Genomic DNA, 17,380 nt, shown 5'->3' on the forward strand with positions numbered 1-17,380 from the left:
TCATTTCAACCCCGAGCGCACGAACGCGTTGACGATATGGCGTTGCAGCAGCAGGTAGAGCACCAGCACCGGCAGGCACGCCAGTCCGGCCAGCGCCATCATCGGCCCCCAGTCGTCGCCCTCGGTGCCCATGAAACTGCGCAAGCCGAGTTGCAGCACGCCGTTGGAGCGGCGCATCACCACCGCGGGCCAGAAGTACTCGTTCCACGAATTGATGAAAAGCAGGATCGCGAGCGCGGCGAGCGCGGGCCGCAGATTCGGCACGACCACCGTCCACAGGATCGACCACGACGAGCGCCCGTCGATTTTCGCGGCGGCGACGAGTTCCTTGGGGAAGGCGGCCATGTGCTGGCGCATCAGCAGTACCGCCAGCGCCGAGCACAGCGTCGGCAGGGCGACGCCGACCAGGGTATCGATCAATCCGAGGCGGTTGAGCAGCACGTAGTTCGGCAGCATGGTGACCTGGAACGGCACCAGCCAGATCCCGACGAACCCCAGGTACAGCACCCGTTGCAGCGGGAAGGTGTACATCGCGAAGGCGTAGGAGGCGAGCAGCGCGATGAGTAGCTGCGCCGAGGCCGAGAGCAACGCCACCGCGAAGGTGTTCGCGATCAGCTGTGCCACGTCGACCTTGCGCGCCGCGTCGGTGTAGTTGTCCACCGACAGCGGCCACGGGATCGGCGACAGCGACATCACATCCGACGGTCTGCGCAGCGAGGTCGCGAACAGCCAGTAGATCGGGAAGGCGCACAGCAGCGCGGTGCCCGCCAGCAGCAGGTGGCTCCCGAGTCCGCGCAATCGGTCAATCATCATGGAAGGAAAGCCTTTCCGAGATCCACACGAGCAGCCCCGCGACGGCGCCGAAACCGAGGAACAGCAGCACGCCCGCGGCGGCGCTGAGTCCGGCGTCGAAACTGTGGAAGGCGTAATCCCAGAGCAGGTAGTAGATATTGGTGGTGGACTGGGACGGGCCGCCCTGGGTCATCGAATCGATGAGCGGGAACGTCAGTGTCGGCGTGAGCAATACGGTGGTGAGGATCAGGAACATCAGGGTCGGCGCGAGCAGCGGCAGGGTGATCCAGCGCCGGATCTGACCGGGCGACGCGCCGTCGACGCGGGCCGCCTCGTCGTAGTCGGGGCTGATCCCGGCCAGCCCCGCCCAGACCACGAGCACCGCGAATCCCAGCAGTTGCCAGCCGGTGATCACGATGATCACCCCCTGGGCGGTGTCGGTGTCGTAGACCCAGTTGCGATCCGAGCGCAGCACCTGGTCCACCGCGCCGCCGCCCGGATGCAGCAGCCAGCGCCAGACGGCGGCCGCCGCGACGGGTGCGACGAGGAACGGGGTGAAGATGAATGCCTGGTAGACGGTCCGCGCCCGGGGCGACACCCGGCGTCCGGCCAGGGCGAGCGCCGCGGGCAACAGCACCGTGAACGGAATCAGGCCCACGATCAGCACGACGGTGCGCCACAGCGAATCGCGGAAAGCCGGAAGGTCGAGCAGCCGTTCGTAATTGCCGGTGCCCACCGGTTTCATGGGCGAGCTGGGCAGCAGATTCCATGAGTAGGTGGACAGTTCGAACGCCTGCACCAGCGGGCGATAGGTGAAAGTCACCAGCAGGGCTATCGCGGGCGCCAGATACAGATAGGGGACCGCGGTGCGTCCGACCCGGCGCGGCAGCGAAGCCCACCGGCCCGGCCCGGGCGCGCGAACCGCGCCCTGGACCGGGTCGACCGTGCCGGTGCCGTCGTCGGGTACGCGATCTACCGCGAGGTCGTCGCGGTCCGGCCGCGTGGCGGGTGCGAGCGAGGATTCGACGACGAACACCGGATCACCGCCGCTCGGCCAGAGCGGCGAGCTGATCGAGGACTTCCTGTTCGGGTCGGTCGTAGACCGTCGCCGCGGCGGTGGCCTCCACCGCGGTGGCCACCATCCCCGATCCCAGCACGTCGATCCGGGTGAAACCGAATCCGACCACGCCGCGATGCCTGCCCTGCGGCGCGAGGGTGTCGATCCGGTAGGACAGCGCGGGCGCGACCCACACCGGGATCCCCGCGAGCGCCGCCGCCCCGGTGAGGTGATTGTGCCCGCAGACGATCATGCCGACGTCGGAACCCGCGAGCGCCGAGGCCAGCAGATCCGGATGTTCCAGGCGCAGGAAATCCGGTCCGGGAATGGGCGAGGGCACCGGCGGATGGTGCAGTGCGAGCAGTGTGCCGCGCGGTGCGGGCGTGCTCAATACCTCGGCGAGCCACGCCAATTGCTGTTCGGAGAGCCGCCCGTGGTGATGCCCGGGAATCGTGCTGTCCAAGGCGATGATCCGCAGGCCCGCCACGTCGACGACACTGTCGAGCGGTAGGTCCGGATCAACGGTGCGTCCGAGCAGTTCCTCGCCGAAGGCCGAACGCTCGTCGTGATTGCCCATGACGTAGACGATCCTGGCGCCGAGCGCGTCGGCCACCGGCTCGACCGCCGCGCGCAGCCTCCGATAGGCCTGCGGCGCGCCGTTGTCGGCGAGATCACCCGACAGCACGATCGCGTCGACGGGTCGTCGCGCAACGGCGAGCCGGTCCAGCACCGCGAGCAGGTTGGCGTGGGTGTCGATCGAGCCGTGGACCAGTTCACCCTCGGCTCGCAGATGGGTATCGGTCAACTGGACGACGGTGATCGTGTCGGTGTGCCCGAGATGTCCGGCCGGTCCGCCGTTGCGCGTACTCATGCTGCCGGGAGGAGTTTGCGGCCCTGATCCTGTGCGGCGGTCAGGGTGGACTTCGGATCCTTGCCCTGGAAGACGACCGCCTCGACGGCATCCATCATGCCGTCGCGGATCTGGAGGTAATTGGTTCCCGGCATGGAGATCCACGGCTCCATATTCGCCAGCTGCGCGACATTGGGGGCCAGCAGCGGGTTGCGCCGCGACCATTCCTGCAAACCGTTCGGGTCGGTCAGCAGACCGGTGCGCAGCGGCAGGTAACCGATACCCTGCGAGATCTTCACGTAGGCCTGTTCGCTGGTGAGGAACCGGATCAGTTCCCAGGAGGCGCGCTGCTTGGCCGGATCGTTGGACAGAATGTAGAGCGAAGCACCGGAATTGGTGGGCACCGTGGTCTTGGCGCCGAAACTCGGCATCGGCGCCGACCGCAGATCCCATTTGCCCTCGGCGCCCTTGACGAAGGTGCCCTGAATGGCGCTCGTCTCCAGGATCATGCCGATCTCGCCGCGACCGAACGCCTCGTAGCCCTGCTTCTGGTTCAGCGTCGGCATCGCGCCGGTGCGGACCAGGTCCTGTGCCATGCCGACGACCTCGACCGAGGCGTCGTCGGCGTAGGTGAGGGTGTGCCGATCCTCGGAGATCACCCGGCCGCCGTTGGAGCGGACCATCGACTGGAAGCACCAGTCCTTCGCGGTCTTGGTGAGGCAGTCGATGTACACCCCGCCCTTACCGGTCTTCTGGGCGATCGCGGAGGCCGCCTGCGCGACCTGCTGCCAGGTGCTCGGCGGGTCGGCCGGATCGAGTCCGGCCTCGGTGAACAGCGAGGCGTTGAAATACAGCACCGGAGTCGAGAAGACGAACGGCACACCGTAGGTCGCGCCGTTCCAGTCGGCCAGCGTGCGGGCGCGCGGGGCGAACGGGTGCGTGCCGTCGAAATTGCGCTGCACCTCGGTCTTACCGACCAGCCCGTCGAGGGATTTGGCCTGCAACTGGTTGACGGTGAAATCCAGATCGCTGAAACCGAGCTGCGCGACATCGGGCGGCGTACCGGCCACCATCTGGTTCTGGATGCTGGAGATGGTGTCGGTGGCCGGATTCGGGCTGTTGCCCTGCGGCTTCTGCGCGGTCACCGTGATATTCGGGTGCTTCGCGCGGAATTCGGTGAGCAGCGCGTCGAACGTATCCGTCCACGCGCCGGCCAGACCGTAGTTGTAGGACTCGAAGACGATCGACACCTTCTGGTCGGCGCCGAGTTCGGGGATCGTGGCGGTCGGCCCGGCGGAATCTTCGGTGGTGCTGCCCAATCCGCCGCACGCGCTGAGCGTGAGGGCGGTGGTCAACGCCAGAGCGGCGATGGCCGTAATACGTTTCACGACGGTGCTCCTGAGAGTTGTTCGAGCGAGGGGTTTGTCACGCGACAGGAACTTCGTCGCGCACATCGTGGACCGGGTCGGTCTCGGTGGCCTGCCAGGTCAGGCGGAGACCGGATTCCGGATGGAAGAGATGGATATCGTCCGGGTCGACGGCGAGCGCGATCGCCTCGCCGATCGAGACCCGCGCGGGACGCGGGACGCGCGCGCGGATCTCGTGCTCGCCGACGGCGATGTGCACGACCTCCTCGCTGCCGAGGTTCTCGACCATCCGCACCTGTCCGCGTAGCTGGCCGGGACCGGTCGTGACGCGCAGCTGCTCGGGACGGAAACCCGCGGTGACGCTGGTGTCACCGCAGGTATCGGTGATGGCGAGCGCGGCGTCGAGTCCCTCGGCCGTGACGTGCAGTCCTCCGGCGCGCTCGGTGATCGTCGCGGGCAGCAGGTTCATCGGCGGGGCGCCGAGGAATCCGGCGACGAAGGTCGAACGCGGGCGGTCGTAGAGTTCGGTCGGCGGCCCGACCTGTTCCACCTGTCCGTCGTTGAGCAGCGCGATCCGCGAGGCCATGGTCATCGCCTCGACCTGATCGTGGGTCACGTAGAGGAATGTCGAGCCGAGCCTGCGGTGCAGGGCGATCAATTCGGCCCTGGTCGCGCTGCGCAGCCTGGCATCGAGATTGGACAGCGGCTCGTCCATCAGGAACGCGCCCGGATCGCGAACCATGGCACGCGCCAGGGCGACTCGCTGTCGCTGTCCGCCCGACAGCTCTGCCGGTTTGCGTCCGAGCAGCGGTGTCAGCGCCAGCGTCGCGGCGACCTCGGCGACCCGTTCGGCGATCCGCGCGCGCGGCACCCGCCGCGACTTCAGCGGGAAGCCGATATTGCGCGCCACCGTCAGATGCGGGTACAGCGCGTAACTCTGGAACACCATCGCCAGATCCCGTTGCTGCGGGGCGACGTCGGTGATGTCGCGCCCGTCGAGCAGGATTCGGCCCGAGGTCGGGAGTTCGAGCCCGGCGATCATGCGCAGCAGCGTGGACTTACCGCATCCGCTGGGCCCGAGCAGAACCATGAACTCGCCGTCGGCGATGTCCAGACTCACCTCGCGCACCGCGTCGGTCGCGCCGAATCGCTTCGACACCGCTTCGATCTGCAGCCGGGCCACCGGGGGTCCTCCTTCGCTCGGTATGGCGTAGTGACCTGGACAGTTTCGGCCGGGCGCACAGGCGTACGCGGGTGCGATAGGCAACGCCGATCGGGCGAATCGAGGGTTTCGACTGTGGGCGCGACGGCCGCGGCGGTGGGTGAGGGTGTTGTCGCTGACACAGCCGGGTTCGCCCGAATTTCCCGAGATGAGGATTCAATCGATGAAGGTCAAGCTGACCGTCACGTCCGCATTACTGATCGCCGCGCTCGGTGCCGCCACGGGTAGCGCCGGTGCCGCGCCGCAGTCCGACAGCGTGGGTTTCTCCGCCGTCGCCGAGAACAACTCGACCGTGATCACCACCGACGCGGGTTCTTTGGCCGCCGACAACGGCGTGTTCACCATCAAGGCCGCCGACGGCACCGTTGTCGCGGGAACCGAACTGGCGTTCCGGGTCGACGAGTTCGTCTTCCCGATCGCGGCGCGGATCACCGGCAATACCGCGACCCTCACCCCGCAGCTCGATCTCGACCACGCCACCTACAAGCCCGTCGCGTTGCCCTACGAGGATCAGGCGCCGTGGAAGACCGAATACGAGCGTGAGGTCGCGGCCTGGAGCCGTATGACCACCACGATCGCCATGGGCGCCACCATCGGCACCCTTGTCGGCGGCCTCGGCGGCGCTGCCGTGGGCTGTGTCCTGGGCGGCGTTCTCGGCGCCGGTGTGGCCTCGGCCACCATCGCGGGTCTGTTCGGCCCGTTCATCCCCGCGGCAGCCGTCGGCTGTGTCGGCGGTATCGCCACGATCGGCTTCCTCGGCACGCTGGTCGGCCAGATCCTGGTCACCGCACCGGTTGCCATCGCCGCCGCGGCCCAGTACTTCACCACCATCAATACCCCATTGAAGGGTAAATGACCTGACCTGCGTATATGGGTCTGTCTGATATTCTGACCAGGGAATTTCAGACATAATGTGATCTGCAACACCACGAAGCCTCCGGGGACTCTGCATCACTCCGGGGGCTTCGTCGCGTCGGTGGCGGTGTGGGTGGCAAGCCCCGGAGGGGTGCGGCAGTACCTGAGCGGTGGGCGATGTGCGGGGAAGCGCCGTGGGTACGTATCCGATGACGCTTCCCCGCTGGGGACGGTAGCGGACGCCTTGGGCTGGCGTTGCCGCTCCCGTGTGTTCTGAGGTGAGCCGGAACGGTGCTGAGGGTATCCCGCTATGGGTATCCATCGTGGATGTTCTGCCGTAGTGACCCGACATTTAGGGGATTGCGCGGGCCGATGGTTTGGTGTGGTGGTTCGGAGTCCATCACCCCCTGTGGTTCTGCGCCTGGGTGCCCGCCCGCAGCGGAGCGGAGGGCGGGGCACCTGGGCGGCGCGGCTTTGCCGCGCCCTTGATCCTGTAGAGAGAAATTCGGCAATAAAATATTCTGTTGGGTTACCGTCTTCTTTTTCTTTTTCTTCTTCTTTCCGGGGGTCCTAACTCTTCTCACTCTCTTCTCCACATGATTTTCAAGCCTGCGCCCCACCAACTTTCCGCGAATGATCAGATTGCCAAGCTCATAGCTGAGCTTCTGGCAGGCACCCCGGCGCGGGCTCCGCAGGTGGTGAGGGTTCGGCGAATCCGGCACGGCAAGTGCCCTCGGCATCCACGATGTGACGCGAGATCGGGGCTATCGGCCTCGATAGAGTCCGCGTTCCCGTCCGTGTTCCTGCTCTCGTGCAGCGGTCGGGATGGGCGCTTCGAGTGCTCGGGATCGGGCGGCTTCCTCGACGGGGGCTGAGTGTCCGGCCTCGGCGAGACGCGCGATGTTGATTTGCTCGACGCTGAGGTTCCGTTCGACGTTCTTGGCGAGTACCGCCAACTCCCGTTCGCGGGCATCGTGTTCGACTTGAACGGGTGGCCTACCGGAACGTTGATAGGTGTGGGCTTTGGCCTCGGGGTCGTAACCGAGTGACCGGCCGTACCGGACAGCACGGAATTTCTCCAGGTCCAGTTCAACGTCTTTGGCGGGGTCTATGAACAGTCGTTCAGCCTCCCGCTGGGCGGCTTGGACCCGCAATTCGTGTTCGGGCGTTCGGGCTTTGGCTTGTTGTTCTATCTGTTGGACATGTTCGATGCCGCGTTGTTGGGCGCGTGCGTTGTGTGGGGTGAGTTCTTGTACCCATTCGTGGCGTTGGACTTCTTTACCGATGCTGTCGAGTTGACGGACGGTTTCTTCGCGGCGGGCCTCGCGGTTTTGCTCGAGGACAGGGGCAAGAATTGCGATCTGTTCGGGGCTGGTTCCTGCGGCGGTCAACATGTTTCGCGTGTTCTGGCATTCGCGTTCGCGGATCTGGTCGAGTCCGGCGCTCAACGCGGTGTGGGCATCGCGTAAGTGTTCGGGGTCGAGTTCTCGGCCCTGCGCGCGGGAAGCGGCGACTTCGAGTGCCTGGGCGGTGATGGCGTCGCGAACGGCCTGGCGGGCGGTGTCGAGGTCTCTGCCGCGTTCGAGCGCTGCGGCCATTGCCAGCGTCCGCAGTTGTTCGACACGTTCACGCTCGACACTCGGAATAGACTGTGTAACAACAGATTCTGGCTCACGTTCCGGTGCGCGTGGTTCGTTGACGTGGGCTCGGGTGTCGCGACCGGTTTCGGGTCCATGTTCGTGGGCGTTGGTGCGGGCCTGCTGCTGGGTCTTGTGCTCGCGGGCGAGCTGTCGAACCTGGGGCAGTTCGAGTTGCTGTCCCCGCTCCAATTGCAAACCCCGCGCCCAGATTTCGCGAGCATCGGCCCGAGAGATCACGTGATGGGTGAATCTGTCCGGGAATTCTCGGACCATGGCATCGATGATATCGCGGGCATTTCCTGATATGAATTCGCGTTCGACGGAGCGCAATGTGTGGTGTTGGATGGCTCCGGTTTCGAGTAGCGCTTTTATTACCTTCAGCTGCTTCTCGTCCTTCTTGCCGTCGATCCTGCCCGATTTCTCCTCGATGGTGAATGTGTTGCCATCGCGGGTTTTGACTTTGTCGAACATGATTTTACCGGCAGGTGCGGAATATATTCGCGAGTCCGAGATATAGCCGTTTTCTCTGTCTTTGAAAAGTCGGTCGGCTCCGTTCTCGAATATTCTGCCGCGTTCGTTGTTGTCGAAACTGTCTCGGTCTCTGTCGTATCCGTCCGGCACGACCCCCCCTGAATTTCTGGAGGCTTACATCACAGGGCAGCGTCCTGGTGGCGCTTTTCCTCGTGATAGCCCTGGTACTCGCGTAGGGCAGCGGCAAAGTAGGAGAACATGCCCTCATGGTCTCCTGGGTGGTAGGTGACGATGCTTTCCATCAGGCCCCACGCGGTCTCCTCGTCCTCGTCGTCGGTGTCGTAGCGAAGGGCGGGGTTCACGTGGTCGTAGAAGGAGTGTTCGCGGCCGAACCATTCGAATTCGATCCATTCGGCTCCGGCATATCGGATGAAGCATTCGCCCATGAAGCAGATGAACGCGTCTGCGATGTCGGCGTTCTCGGGTGCCATCGCGGTCGCCATGTCGGGGAACAGTTCGGCAATGACAGGGTCCAGTCGTTTCACCTCCGGCGAGTCCTCGGGCCACGGTTGCACTGGAAGCTGTTGCAGCCCTGTGTGTTCCATGAACTTTTGGACTTGTGCTGCGTGGCGGTCGGGGTCGACCCATTTGCCCCACGCGGTCTGTTCGACCTCGAATCCCAGGTCGAGTTGTTCGTCGGTCATGGTGGTGCTCCGTCCTGTGCGGTCGTGTACGCGATGCACAGCGTAGGGGCAGTGTCGCTGCGGGCGGGGAATTCCGGCGCGGAGGCTTTCTCAGTGGTTGGGGTTCCAGCTGCCTGCGGCGGGGATGGTGAGGGTGGGGATGACGAGTGTGCAGGTCAGGGCTACGGCTTTGGGGCTGGGGCCGAAGTGTTCAAGTGTGGGGGCGAGGATGGTGGCGGCGTGGTGTTTGTGGGCGGTTGCCACGATCAACGCGGTGGGCATGTAGGTGTCGGCGTCGATGGTGAGGGTGTGAGCGAGGAACAATCCGCGTGTGCGGGCCAACGCGGTGATGACCAGGTGAGCGGCGGGGTCGGCGGGACTGTGCTCTAGGTTGATCAACCCTATTGCATTGATGGGCATAGGTTTTCACTCCTCGTGTCACGGTGGAGGATCGGGGAACCCCGGGGGTGGTCTCCGGTGCCTGCGCGGGCACTGCATCGGCACCGGAATGCGGGTGTGCCAATCCCCCGGGGTTCCCCTCCTCTGCCCACACACGCTCTGATACCGGGTTGGTGAGCGGCACGGTGTCAGCGACCGGTCGGGGTGCGGGAGTCTGCGGGGATGGTCAGGCGTAGAGGCGGGTGGTGGTGTCGGCGTGTTCACGGGCGGTCAGGCATACCCGTATCGAGTCCAGTACCGCGAGCCCGGAGGGACGGAACGTACTGTGCGCGGGAGTGATCCAGGCCCGGTAGAGATGGCCTCGATCCGTGGGTGAGGGCAACACGATGTCTTGCCCGTCGCGAAGGATCGTGACCTGGTTGCGCCATAACGGCATGTCGCGGGCGGCGATGGTGGCGGGGATGTCGGAGCGGGTCAGGAAGGTCCATCGTGCTTCGCGGGGTGCGGTGATGATCGGTCCGCCTCCGTGCTGGCGGCGGTCGAGGTCCATTTTCACGACTTGGGCGAGTCCGGCGGGCAGTTGGATCGCCCACACCAGACCAGCTCGGACGCTGATACGGCCGGTGGTGGGTTCGACGCGCGCGGGTAGGTGACAGATACGCCGGTAGTACTCACAGCGTGTACTCGGGGTGTCTGCGCTCATGACCGGCCCGCCTGCTCGCGGGCGTGGCTGATGTCGTCGATGGCGTGGATACGCGCGGTGAGTTCGGCCACCGAATCCGCGGTGACCTTACCCGCATAGGCGGTGACGTCGGCACTGGTCAACAAGCCTTCGTCTTCCAGTCGCGACAGCAACGCGGTGAACTCGTCGGCGTTGGGAGCATGGCGGGCGTGGGCGTGCCATCGCAGCCAGCCACGCGCCCCGTCGCCGGGTTCGGGTGGTGGTGGGCCTTGCTCCTCGAGCCGTACCAATCGGACCGCGTTGCGCTCGTCGCGGTGACTACGTAGGTAGACCAGGTGCGCGTAGTAGTGGTCCTGCGCGGTCGGCGTGTGCTGGTCTTCGTCGTCGCTGGGCCATCCCATTCCCTGCGCCTCCCTGCTCGAATCAACGTGGTAGGCACCCGCCGCCGAGGACGAGGATGAGGGACTCGTCAACCCGACGGCGGGGCTGCAATCAGCCTCAACGGTTCATGGGCGGCCGGACAATGGCACTCCGGAACCGAAGGTTGTGCGAAGTAGCAATAGCGAGATGTATGCGGGCGACGGCAGTGGTTGCGCAGTGGTCTTGGCTGGTTGCCAAGCGCTGATGCGTTGTGTTCGGCGACGTAGGCTTGTGTGTATGGACTTAGGGGAACGGCTGCGATCGGTTCGCAAGCGGCGCGGCCTCACACAAAAAGAGCTCGCGGACGCTTCGTCCGTTTCGGTGTCGCTGATTCGTAAGATCGAACAGGGCGAGCGGTCCGACACGAGGTTGGAGACGCTGCGCAAGTTGGCTATTGGGCTGCGCGTTCGTACCTCGAGCCTCCAGGGTGGACGGGCAACCGATGCCGAGCACGCCGACCCTGTGACGTCCGATATCTGGGAACCCGTGCGTCGCGCGCTGGCGATTCCGGGCGGAGTAGCTGCGACCGATGAGGAACAGGCGACCAACGACGGCGTGAATTCGGTGTATCGGGCGCTCATGCCCATGATCGACGCACACCGATATGTCGACATTGCGGCGATCCTTCCCGCTCTGCTGCGAGACGCTGAATCACTGACCGATGAGGATGGGCGAGCGATCCGTGCCCGCCTGCTCAGCCTGACGGGATGGATGCTGACGCAGAATCGGCAATTCGACGTGGCGGCAATGACGCTCGATCAAGCTATCGACGTTGCGCCCGAGCGCGGAATAGCGGTCGGTGCGGTGAACGTGGCGGTCTGGTCGCATTTGCGGCAAGGCAACTTGGATATAGCGCGAGAGCTTGCGGTGAGATGGGCCGACGACATCGAACCCCGCTTCTCCCGCGCAAGTGCGTCACAACTTGCGCTCTGGGGCCGCTTGTGGCTCTATGTCGCCAACGTCGGAGTACGCGACAATTCGCCTGGCGCAACCGATGACGCTCTGAGCCTCGCACGGGCAGCGGCATCCCGGATAGGTCGAGAAGTGCTCTACGATCCCAATCCGAATCGCTTGTTCGGCCCGGTGACAGTCGCACAGATAACCGCTGAGTGCGCGGTGATAGCTGAGCGTCCAACCGAGGCGATAGCGATCGCGGAAAGTCTGCCTACTGAAGTGTTGTCACCGACAGCAGCGGGACGGTTGCGTCATCGACTGGATGTGTCCAACGCACATATACAGTTGCGTCAATACGGTGAGGCTTTTCAAGTACTTCGCGAAGTGTATTCCATTGCGCCTGAATGGCTTACGCAGCAGCGTTATGCACGGGACATCCTTGGTCGTGTGGTGCGTGAACGGCGCACCTTGTCAGCCGAGATGCGAGAGCTTGCCGATGCCGTGCGCCTTGAGTACTGACAGCGCTGAGGGATCGCTGTCGGTTTGACAGGGCGGTGTGCGCGGTCGAAAGCGCTGGGTGTCCACTTCTGCTTTGCGAGACGAAGGCACGTCGTCCTGTCTGGGCTGTGGCGCTGGTCGGGTTCCTGGGTACGCGAGATAGCGCGGGGCGACAGGTGAGTGATTCGGGTTGAAAGACTCCGCGAGAGTGCAAGAAGTGTATTTCTCGGCTTGTCAACTCGACACGCCCGTTATTTGACCATTTTTGGGATCAATAAGACATGACCGGCTATGAAAAAATGTGATTGCGGTCACGTCGAATATCCATATTTTGTGGATATATGCCGGTGAGCCACTATATGTAGTTGCCTCGGCCATTTTCCGCCACATCGAAGTAGTGATCAATGTCACAGCAGTCGATTTTTGCGAACATCTGGCATCTCACAATCTGTGTAGTAGATGTCGGTTGCTGGCGGTAATTTTCCGGGTCTTTGCTGATCAACTCCGGTGCGCGAGTTACCGGTGGTAGCGGTAGCGCTGTGGGTGGCTGCTGATTTTGTTCGCGATTCGCGGCCGTCGCGGGGAATTCGTGACGTTTTCGTGCCCTTGACCTCGGCGGCTGAGTCGGGATGATTGATGGGAAAGCTGTGTCGCGGATTTGTGCCGCGACTCCGCTCGCTGATTGCACCTACCGGTGCGGATCGCGCGGAGTTCGCAAAGACGTTGCGATACAGGATCGCCCCAGAAGCCGAATGGACCTGCCAGGATGGATAGGACGAAAGGAGTTGGTTATCGGATGAGTACTTCGACGCAGAGTTAGCCAGCACAAGAGCTGACGACGGCATCGTCGTTCGCGGCCGACCCCCTACAGGCACGCCAATGCCCGAGGGGGCCAGCCTGAAACGAAGCAACCCAGACGAAGGCAGAAGTTTCTCGGCCTCACCTTCCCCGGGTTTTCACTCGCTAGCAGAAACGAGGTTCTGCTGTGTCCAGAGTAGACGATCCACCCAAATTGGGGGACTTTCACCCCGTTCTGACACCAACTTGTGTGAGAAGACCGCTCGGTAGCCGATGGCGGCGACTCTGCGGCCGGCCGCGGTGGTGCGGGGGACGTGATCCGCCCGAAAAGCGCTGATAGATCCCCTTTGTGGTGTCGGCGCGTGGTGCCACACCCGCTGTGCCCGATGTTTGCGGGCTACTTCACAACAAGAAATCACACAAAATCCCTTGATGAAAGGTGACAGCCATCATGGCTACCGAAAACGACAACAACATGACAGATCGTCGCCGGAACCTACGGCTTCGGATCGAGTTCGATGAGTTCTTCTACATGGGCCTCTACCAGATGGGGCCGGTGCAGCCGCTTCGGGAGTTCTCCCAGGATCGCAATCGTCCCGGGCGTCAGGTCCGCGACGAGGTGACCGGGCTGCTGGTGTGGAAGATCAAGGTCTCCGATCCGGCCGTGGAGAACGCCGACCGGGCCAGCTACGCGGTTCACCTCCTGTCGGAGGAAGAACCGGTGCCGACAACCCAGGAGATCAGTCCGCACATGCGGCCGATCGAACTGGTGGGTGTGACCGCGCAGCCGCGCCTGAAAGGGTCCGGTGAGTTCAAGTATCAGAGCTACCTGATCCGGGCCTCGGGTTATGCCCCCGCTCCTGGTGGCAGGTCGACGGGTTCGGGTCCGGCGACGGGTAAGAACCCTGCCTGATCTGTGACTGCTCTGAATCGCATGACGGGTTGAGTTCCCGGGTGAAGCTCGAGATTCATCCGGGGACTCACCCCCTCGGATACCACGTGAACCAAGACACGGAAGGTCCGCAAATATGCAGTGGCACAACGAAACTCAACTCGCACGACATTTCACGCAACAACACACGAGAGGAAACGATGATGGCACGTTCGGCCGATTACGAGAATCCGAGTGCACGCGGCCCGGACTTCTTCGACACGATGGGGTTGCTGCTGGTCAAGCTATTGGTGGCCGTGGTGCAGGGCGCTGGCCTGTTGGTGTTGTGGGCGGGGTTGTTCCCGATGGTGTCGTTGCCGTTGGTGGCGTCCGGTGCCGGGTGGTGGTGGCAGGGCTGGCCGTTGGGGGTCGCGATGTTGGTGCTCACTCTCGCGGGGTGGGTGAGTTGGTGGGCCTGGTGGCCGGGGTCGTGGCGGCGTTGGGTGTGGGGCCGGATGCGATCGCGGTTCCTGTCGTGGTCGCGGTACAAGGTCGGCTGGAACAAACTCACCGCCACGCACGGGCTGACCAAGATCCTCGACACCGGGGTTCTGACGCCGTTCCTGTACAAGGTCGTCATCGGGGATGTGGCCGACGAACTGTTGATTCGGATGGTGGCCGGTCAGAAGGTCGCGGACTGGGCCGCGCAGACCGACGCTCTACGCCACGCCTTCCGCGCGGTCGGGGTGCGGGTGCGTCACACCGATTCCGGGTTCGTGCGCTTGCAGGTGATCCACAAGGACATTCTGCAAGATCCGGTGCCGCTGCCCCGGGTGGACGCGAAGTCCTGCGACCTGACCGCACTCACGATCGGTGTTACCGAGATGGGTGAGCCGTGGCGTATTCGCCTGCTCGGCAATCAGATCCTCGTCGCGGGCATGATGGGCTCCGGTAAGGGGTCGGTGATCTGGTCACTGATCGCGGCGTTGGGTCCGGCGATCCGTGAGGGCCGTGTGGTGTTGTGGGTGATCGACCCCAAGGGCGGTGCTGAATTCGGTGCCGCTCGCCGGTGGTTCGCTCGTTTCGCCTACGACAACGGCACGCAGGCGTTGGGCATCCTCAAGGATGCGGCCGACATGGTGCAGGCTCGTGGCGAGTTGTATATGGACCGGCCCGAGCGACGTATCACTCCGTCGGTGCGCGAACCGTTGGTGTTGGTGATCGTGGATGAGGCGGCGAGTTTGACCGCCTACTACTCCGATCGCAAGATCAAAGACGAGATTCTGCGGTATCTGGGGATCGTGCTCACCCAGTCCCGCGCGATGGCGGTTCCGGTGGCGGGATGCATCCAAGACCCGAGCAAAGCCATCTTGGAACAGCGGCAGCTATTCAGCTATCGGATCGGTTTACGCATGGCCGAATCCACACAACCGAACATGGTGTTCGGCACCACCGGCCGCGACCGGGGCGCACTGTGTGACGAAATCCCTGAAACCACACCGGGATTGGGGTATGTCGAACATGAGGCGTCCACCGATATCACGCGGGTGCGGGCCTTCTGGGTCACCGATGACGATATCGGATGGATCATGGATACCTACCCGCCTGCTCCTCGCGGGGACGGTCTTGATGGCTCCGGCAAACCTTTGATCGCCTGATCATTCGCAGTAATTCTGCACTCTGGTCTGTAGCACTAGAACTCTCCCGACGCGGTTGGCGTCCCCTGAATCTTTTCTCTCCCGGCGCATGTTGAGCGCCCCTCTCGATGGTTGATTGCGCCTCTGCGCACCCCTCGATTCTTGATTTTCTCCCGGCGTGTTGACGCTCCCGTGTCCGTCGTACCGGCGGCGGCACACCACCTCTGACTCCTGTTCCGGCACTTTGCTTTTCGATTCCTGCGGTCACCGGACCGGCTCTGTCATTTCGACGGTCGGCCGGTTCGGTGCCCGTGTATTCGGCTGCGGGACAGGAGTATTCAATGCAATCGAGCTTGTTGGATGACCCGGTGGAAGTCACCGGGGAAGACGGACAGGTCATCACCCCCGGTCACGGGCCGTCGATGCTGGAAGTGGCGATAGTGGCGGCGGATCGGCGCGGGGTCTGTGTGCGCCCGGTGGTGCTCGAGCAGACCGATACCCGGACCGGGCGCACGACGTTCGTTCCGGTGCCGTGTGGGGCCACGCTGGAATCCAAGTGTGGGCCGTGCGCGCGCAAGGCTCGGGCGTTGCGTAAGGCACAGTGCCGGGAAGGGTGGCACGCCACCACAGAACCGGTCAGAGCCCGTGCTCGTCCGACCTACGACCAGGAAGGTTTGATCGGATACCGCGCGGATCTGGGGGCGATGCTCGATGAGGCGCGCGAGGTCGGCAATACGGCTGAGGTCGCTGAGATCGAAGCGGAGTTCGTGTGGATCGACAGCGAGCTAGCGGCCCTGGGGATGCGAGGCAAGGCTCCGAAAGACTGCGCGGCCGACGAGATCACGCAAGGCCCGACACCGAAGGCACCGCGCAAACGGTCCACCCGGCGACGCCAAGACGTTCCCAAGACCCTGCCGCGTCTCGAGGTCGCTGACCGGACTGTCGGCAGTGAGCTGGGCGGGCATTACTCGTCGATGTTCGTCACGCTGACCATGCCCAGCTACGGCAAGGTCTACGGCGACGGCTCCGCACGCAACCCCGGCGCCTACGACTATCAGCGCGCGGCGTGGGACGCGATCACCTGCTCACGCCTGTTCTCCCGCTGGATACAGAACCTCCGACGCGCGATCGGCTGGAACGTTCAATACTTCGCGGTGGTCGAGCCACAGAAACGCGGCGCTCCCCACCTGCACATCGCCCTACGTGGCGCGATCCCCCGCGCGCTGCTCATCGCGGTCAACGAAGCCACCTACCACCAAGTCTGGTGGCCGCGAGTCGGTGAGATGGTCTATCCGGGGGCGGCGGTACCGGTGTGGGACGAACACGCCGCGACCTTCACCGACCCTCGCACCCATCGCCCGCTGACCGGGTGGGAAGACGCTCTCGACGCGATCGGCCCGACCGACCAACCGGCGCACAAAGCGGCGTTCGGGCCTCGTATCGACGTGCAAGGGATCGCGGCCGGTACCAAAGCAGCGGGTGAGGCGATCGGGTATCTGTGCAAGTACCTCACCAAGTCGGTCACCGAAGTCCTCGAGGCGCGTACCTCTCGCCAACTCGATCACTACGACCGGTTACACGCGGCGCTGTGCCGGACACCGTGTGGTCCGCGGTGCGCTATCTGGCTGCTCTACGGCATCGTCCCCAAGGGCGCGAACGCCAAAACGGTACCCGGAATCTGCAAGGGCCGCGCACACCGACGCGAAACCCTCGCACTACCCGGAAACCGGGTACTGACCTCGGAAGAATGGACGGGCAAGACCCTCGGTGACCACAAAGCCGATCGACTGGAGTTCGTGCGACGCACCCTCGCGGCCGTGGGCCTGGACAAACCCGCCCAAGATCCCCGGCAATACACCTGGGCGACAGTGGCACCGGGCACCCGGATGCCCTCACGAACGAAAATGCTGCTCTCGGCAATCGGGCAACGCATCGCCTGGCGCGCGGAATACGACAACGCGCTGTATGCGGCACAGCACCCGGATGGAGACAACCACGCGGACGACGGTTCGTTAGCGGATACATGTTCGGCAACGGGGAGTTCGGCGACCGGTGCGGCGCTCGATGGGGGTGGGGGTGGTCGCGATGGGACAGCGGCCCCGTGATCGGAAATGGAGTCCGGAGGAACTTGCTTACCTCGATGAGGTCCAGCAACGACTATCGGGACCGCTCACCGCTGATCAGTTGGCGGTTCTGCGTCGGTGGTGGAACGGGGATTACGCCTCGTCCCACCACCGACAGGGG

The 17,380-nt window shown here is 64.1% G+C and carries 15 protein-coding genes; 5 read left to right on the forward strand and 10 right to left on the reverse strand.

The annotated features are described in order from the left end of the window. The 5 genes from DAT37_RS23140 to DAT37_RS23160 are packed head-to-tail and all read right to left on the reverse strand — an operon-like array spanning position 1 to position 5,249. Positions 1-813 (reverse strand): carbohydrate ABC transporter permease, encoded by an 813-nt coding sequence (locus tag DAT37_RS23140; RefSeq protein ID WP_109526916.1) that lies wholly within the window; start codon positions 811-813, stop codon positions 1-3. Next, complete coding sequence (locus tag DAT37_RS23145) at positions 803-1,828, reverse strand: carbohydrate ABC transporter permease (protein WP_109526917.1); 1,026 nt, start codon at positions 1,826-1,828, stop codon at positions 803-805. Before DAT37_RS23145 ends, DAT37_RS23140 begins: the two co-directional genes overlap by 11 nt. 4 nt (positions 1,829-1,832) lie before the next feature. Next, positions 1,833-2,720 (reverse strand): metallophosphoesterase, encoded by an 888-nt coding sequence (locus DAT37_RS23150; protein WP_109526918.1) that lies wholly within the window; start codon positions 2,718-2,720, stop codon positions 1,833-1,835. Then, entirely contained in the window at positions 2,717-4,078 is a 1,362-nt protein-coding gene (locus tag DAT37_RS23155) for an ABC transporter substrate-binding protein (protein WP_408637436.1), read from the reverse strand. The genes DAT37_RS23150 and DAT37_RS23155 overlap by 4 nt, the downstream gene beginning before the upstream one ends. Before the next feature lie 46 nt (positions 4,079-4,124). After that, complete coding sequence (locus DAT37_RS23160) at positions 4,125-5,249, reverse strand: ABC transporter ATP-binding protein (protein WP_109526920.1); 1,125 nt, start codon at positions 5,247-5,249, stop codon at positions 4,125-4,127. A gap of 202 nt (positions 5,250-5,451) precedes the next feature. Here DAT37_RS23160 and DAT37_RS23165 point away from each other — a divergent pair, with 202 nt between their 5' ends. Further along, on the forward strand, positions 5,452-6,144 hold the full coding sequence (locus tag DAT37_RS23165; RefSeq protein ID WP_109527348.1) for a hypothetical protein: 693 nt from the start codon (positions 5,452-5,454) through the stop codon (positions 6,142-6,144). 763 nt (positions 6,145-6,907) lie between these two features. Here DAT37_RS23165 and DAT37_RS44215 read toward each other — a convergent pair. The 5 genes from DAT37_RS44215 to DAT37_RS23200 all read right to left on the reverse strand — a co-directional run bounded on the left by DAT37_RS44215 (position 6,908) and on the right by DAT37_RS23200 (position 10,419). Beyond that, a complete protein-coding gene (locus DAT37_RS44215) occupies positions 6,908-8,404 on the reverse strand; it encodes a hypothetical protein (RefSeq protein ID WP_157978628.1) in 1,497 nt (498 codons plus the stop codon). 29 nt (positions 8,405-8,433) lie between these two features. Then, positions 8,434-8,958 (reverse strand): hypothetical protein, encoded by a 525-nt coding sequence (locus DAT37_RS23185; RefSeq protein ID WP_109526924.1) that lies wholly within the window; start codon positions 8,956-8,958, stop codon positions 8,434-8,436. 90 nt (positions 8,959-9,048) lie between these two features. After that, complete coding sequence (locus tag DAT37_RS23190; RefSeq protein WP_109526925.1) at positions 9,049-9,357, reverse strand: hypothetical protein; 309 nt, start codon at positions 9,355-9,357, stop codon at positions 9,049-9,051. A gap of 205 nt (positions 9,358-9,562) precedes the next feature. After that, a complete protein-coding gene (locus DAT37_RS23195; protein ID WP_109526926.1) occupies positions 9,563-10,039 on the reverse strand; it encodes a DNA-directed RNA polymerase subunit beta in 477 nt (158 codons plus the stop codon). Beyond that, positions 10,036-10,419: a hypothetical protein gene (locus DAT37_RS23200; protein ID WP_109526927.1), complete on the reverse strand. Its 384-nt coding sequence runs from the start codon at positions 10,417-10,419 to the stop codon at positions 10,036-10,038. The genes DAT37_RS23195 and DAT37_RS23200 overlap by 4 nt, the downstream gene beginning before the upstream one ends. 256 nt (positions 10,420-10,675) lie before the next feature. On the opposite strand from DAT37_RS23200, the gene DAT37_RS23205 reads away from it, so the two are divergent. From DAT37_RS23205 to DAT37_RS23220, 4 genes are all read left to right on the forward strand, one after another. Beyond that, entirely contained in the window at positions 10,676-11,851 is a 1,176-nt protein-coding gene (locus tag DAT37_RS23205) for a helix-turn-helix domain-containing protein (RefSeq protein WP_109526928.1), read from the forward strand. A 1,228-nt stretch (positions 11,852-13,079) separates the two neighbouring features. Continuing rightward, a complete protein-coding gene (locus tag DAT37_RS23210) occupies positions 13,080-13,541 on the forward strand; it encodes a hypothetical protein (protein ID WP_198654391.1) in 462 nt (153 codons plus the stop codon). A gap of 182 nt (positions 13,542-13,723) precedes the next feature. Next, on the forward strand, positions 13,724-15,157 hold the full coding sequence (locus DAT37_RS23215; RefSeq protein ID WP_109526930.1) for a cell division protein FtsK: 1,434 nt from the start codon (positions 13,724-13,726) through the stop codon (positions 15,155-15,157). A 320-nt stretch (positions 15,158-15,477) separates the two neighbouring features. Beyond that, complete coding sequence (locus tag DAT37_RS23220; RefSeq protein WP_198654392.1) at positions 15,478-17,241, forward strand: replication initiator; 1,764 nt, start codon at positions 15,478-15,480, stop codon at positions 17,239-17,241. The last annotated feature ends 139 nt before the right edge of the window (positions 17,242-17,380 follow it).

The sequence above is a fragment of the Nocardia aurea genome, assembly GCF_003123685.1.
Lineage (GTDB): Bacteria > Actinomycetota > Actinomycetes > Mycobacteriales > Mycobacteriaceae > Nocardia > Nocardia aurea.

What these genes read in the sequence shown, in the direction of transcription:
- DAT37_RS23185 (WP_109526924.1), bottom strand. Translation starts at nt 8,958, where the DNA reads ATGACCGACGAACAACTCGACCTGGGATTCGAGGTCGAACAGACCGCG.
- DAT37_RS23210 (WP_198654391.1), top strand. Translation starts at nt 13,080, where the DNA reads ATGGCTACCGAAAACGACAACAACATGACAGATCGTCGCCGGAACCTA.
- DAT37_RS23195 (WP_109526926.1), bottom strand. Translation starts at nt 10,039, where the DNA reads ATGAGCGCAGACACCCCGAGTACACGCTGTGAGTACTACCGGCGTATC.
- DAT37_RS23205 (WP_109526928.1), top strand. Translation starts at nt 10,676, where the DNA reads ATGGACTTAGGGGAACGGCTGCGATCGGTTCGCAAGCGGCGCGGCCTC.
- DAT37_RS23215 (WP_109526930.1), top strand. Translation starts at nt 13,724, where the DNA reads ATGGCACGTTCGGCCGATTACGAGAATCCGAGTGCACGCGGCCCGGAC.
- DAT37_RS23150 (WP_109526918.1), bottom strand. Translation starts at nt 2,720, where the DNA reads ATGAGTACGCGCAACGGCGGACCGGCCGGACATCTCGGGCACACCGAC.
- DAT37_RS23220 (WP_198654392.1), top strand. Translation starts at nt 15,478, where the DNA reads ATGCAATCGAGCTTGTTGGATGACCCGGTGGAAGTCACCGGGGAAGAC.
- DAT37_RS23200 (WP_109526927.1), bottom strand. Translation starts at nt 10,419, where the DNA reads ATGGGATGGCCCAGCGACGACGAAGACCAGCACACGCCGACCGCGCAG.
- DAT37_RS23165 (WP_109527348.1), top strand. Translation starts at nt 5,452, where the DNA reads ATGAAGGTCAAGCTGACCGTCACGTCCGCATTACTGATCGCCGCGCTC.
- DAT37_RS23140 (WP_109526916.1), bottom strand. Translation starts at nt 813, where the DNA reads ATGATGATTGACCGATTGCGCGGACTCGGGAGCCACCTGCTGCTGGCG.
- DAT37_RS23190 (WP_109526925.1), bottom strand. Translation starts at nt 9,357, where the DNA reads ATGCCCATCAATGCAATAGGGTTGATCAACCTAGAGCACAGTCCCGCC.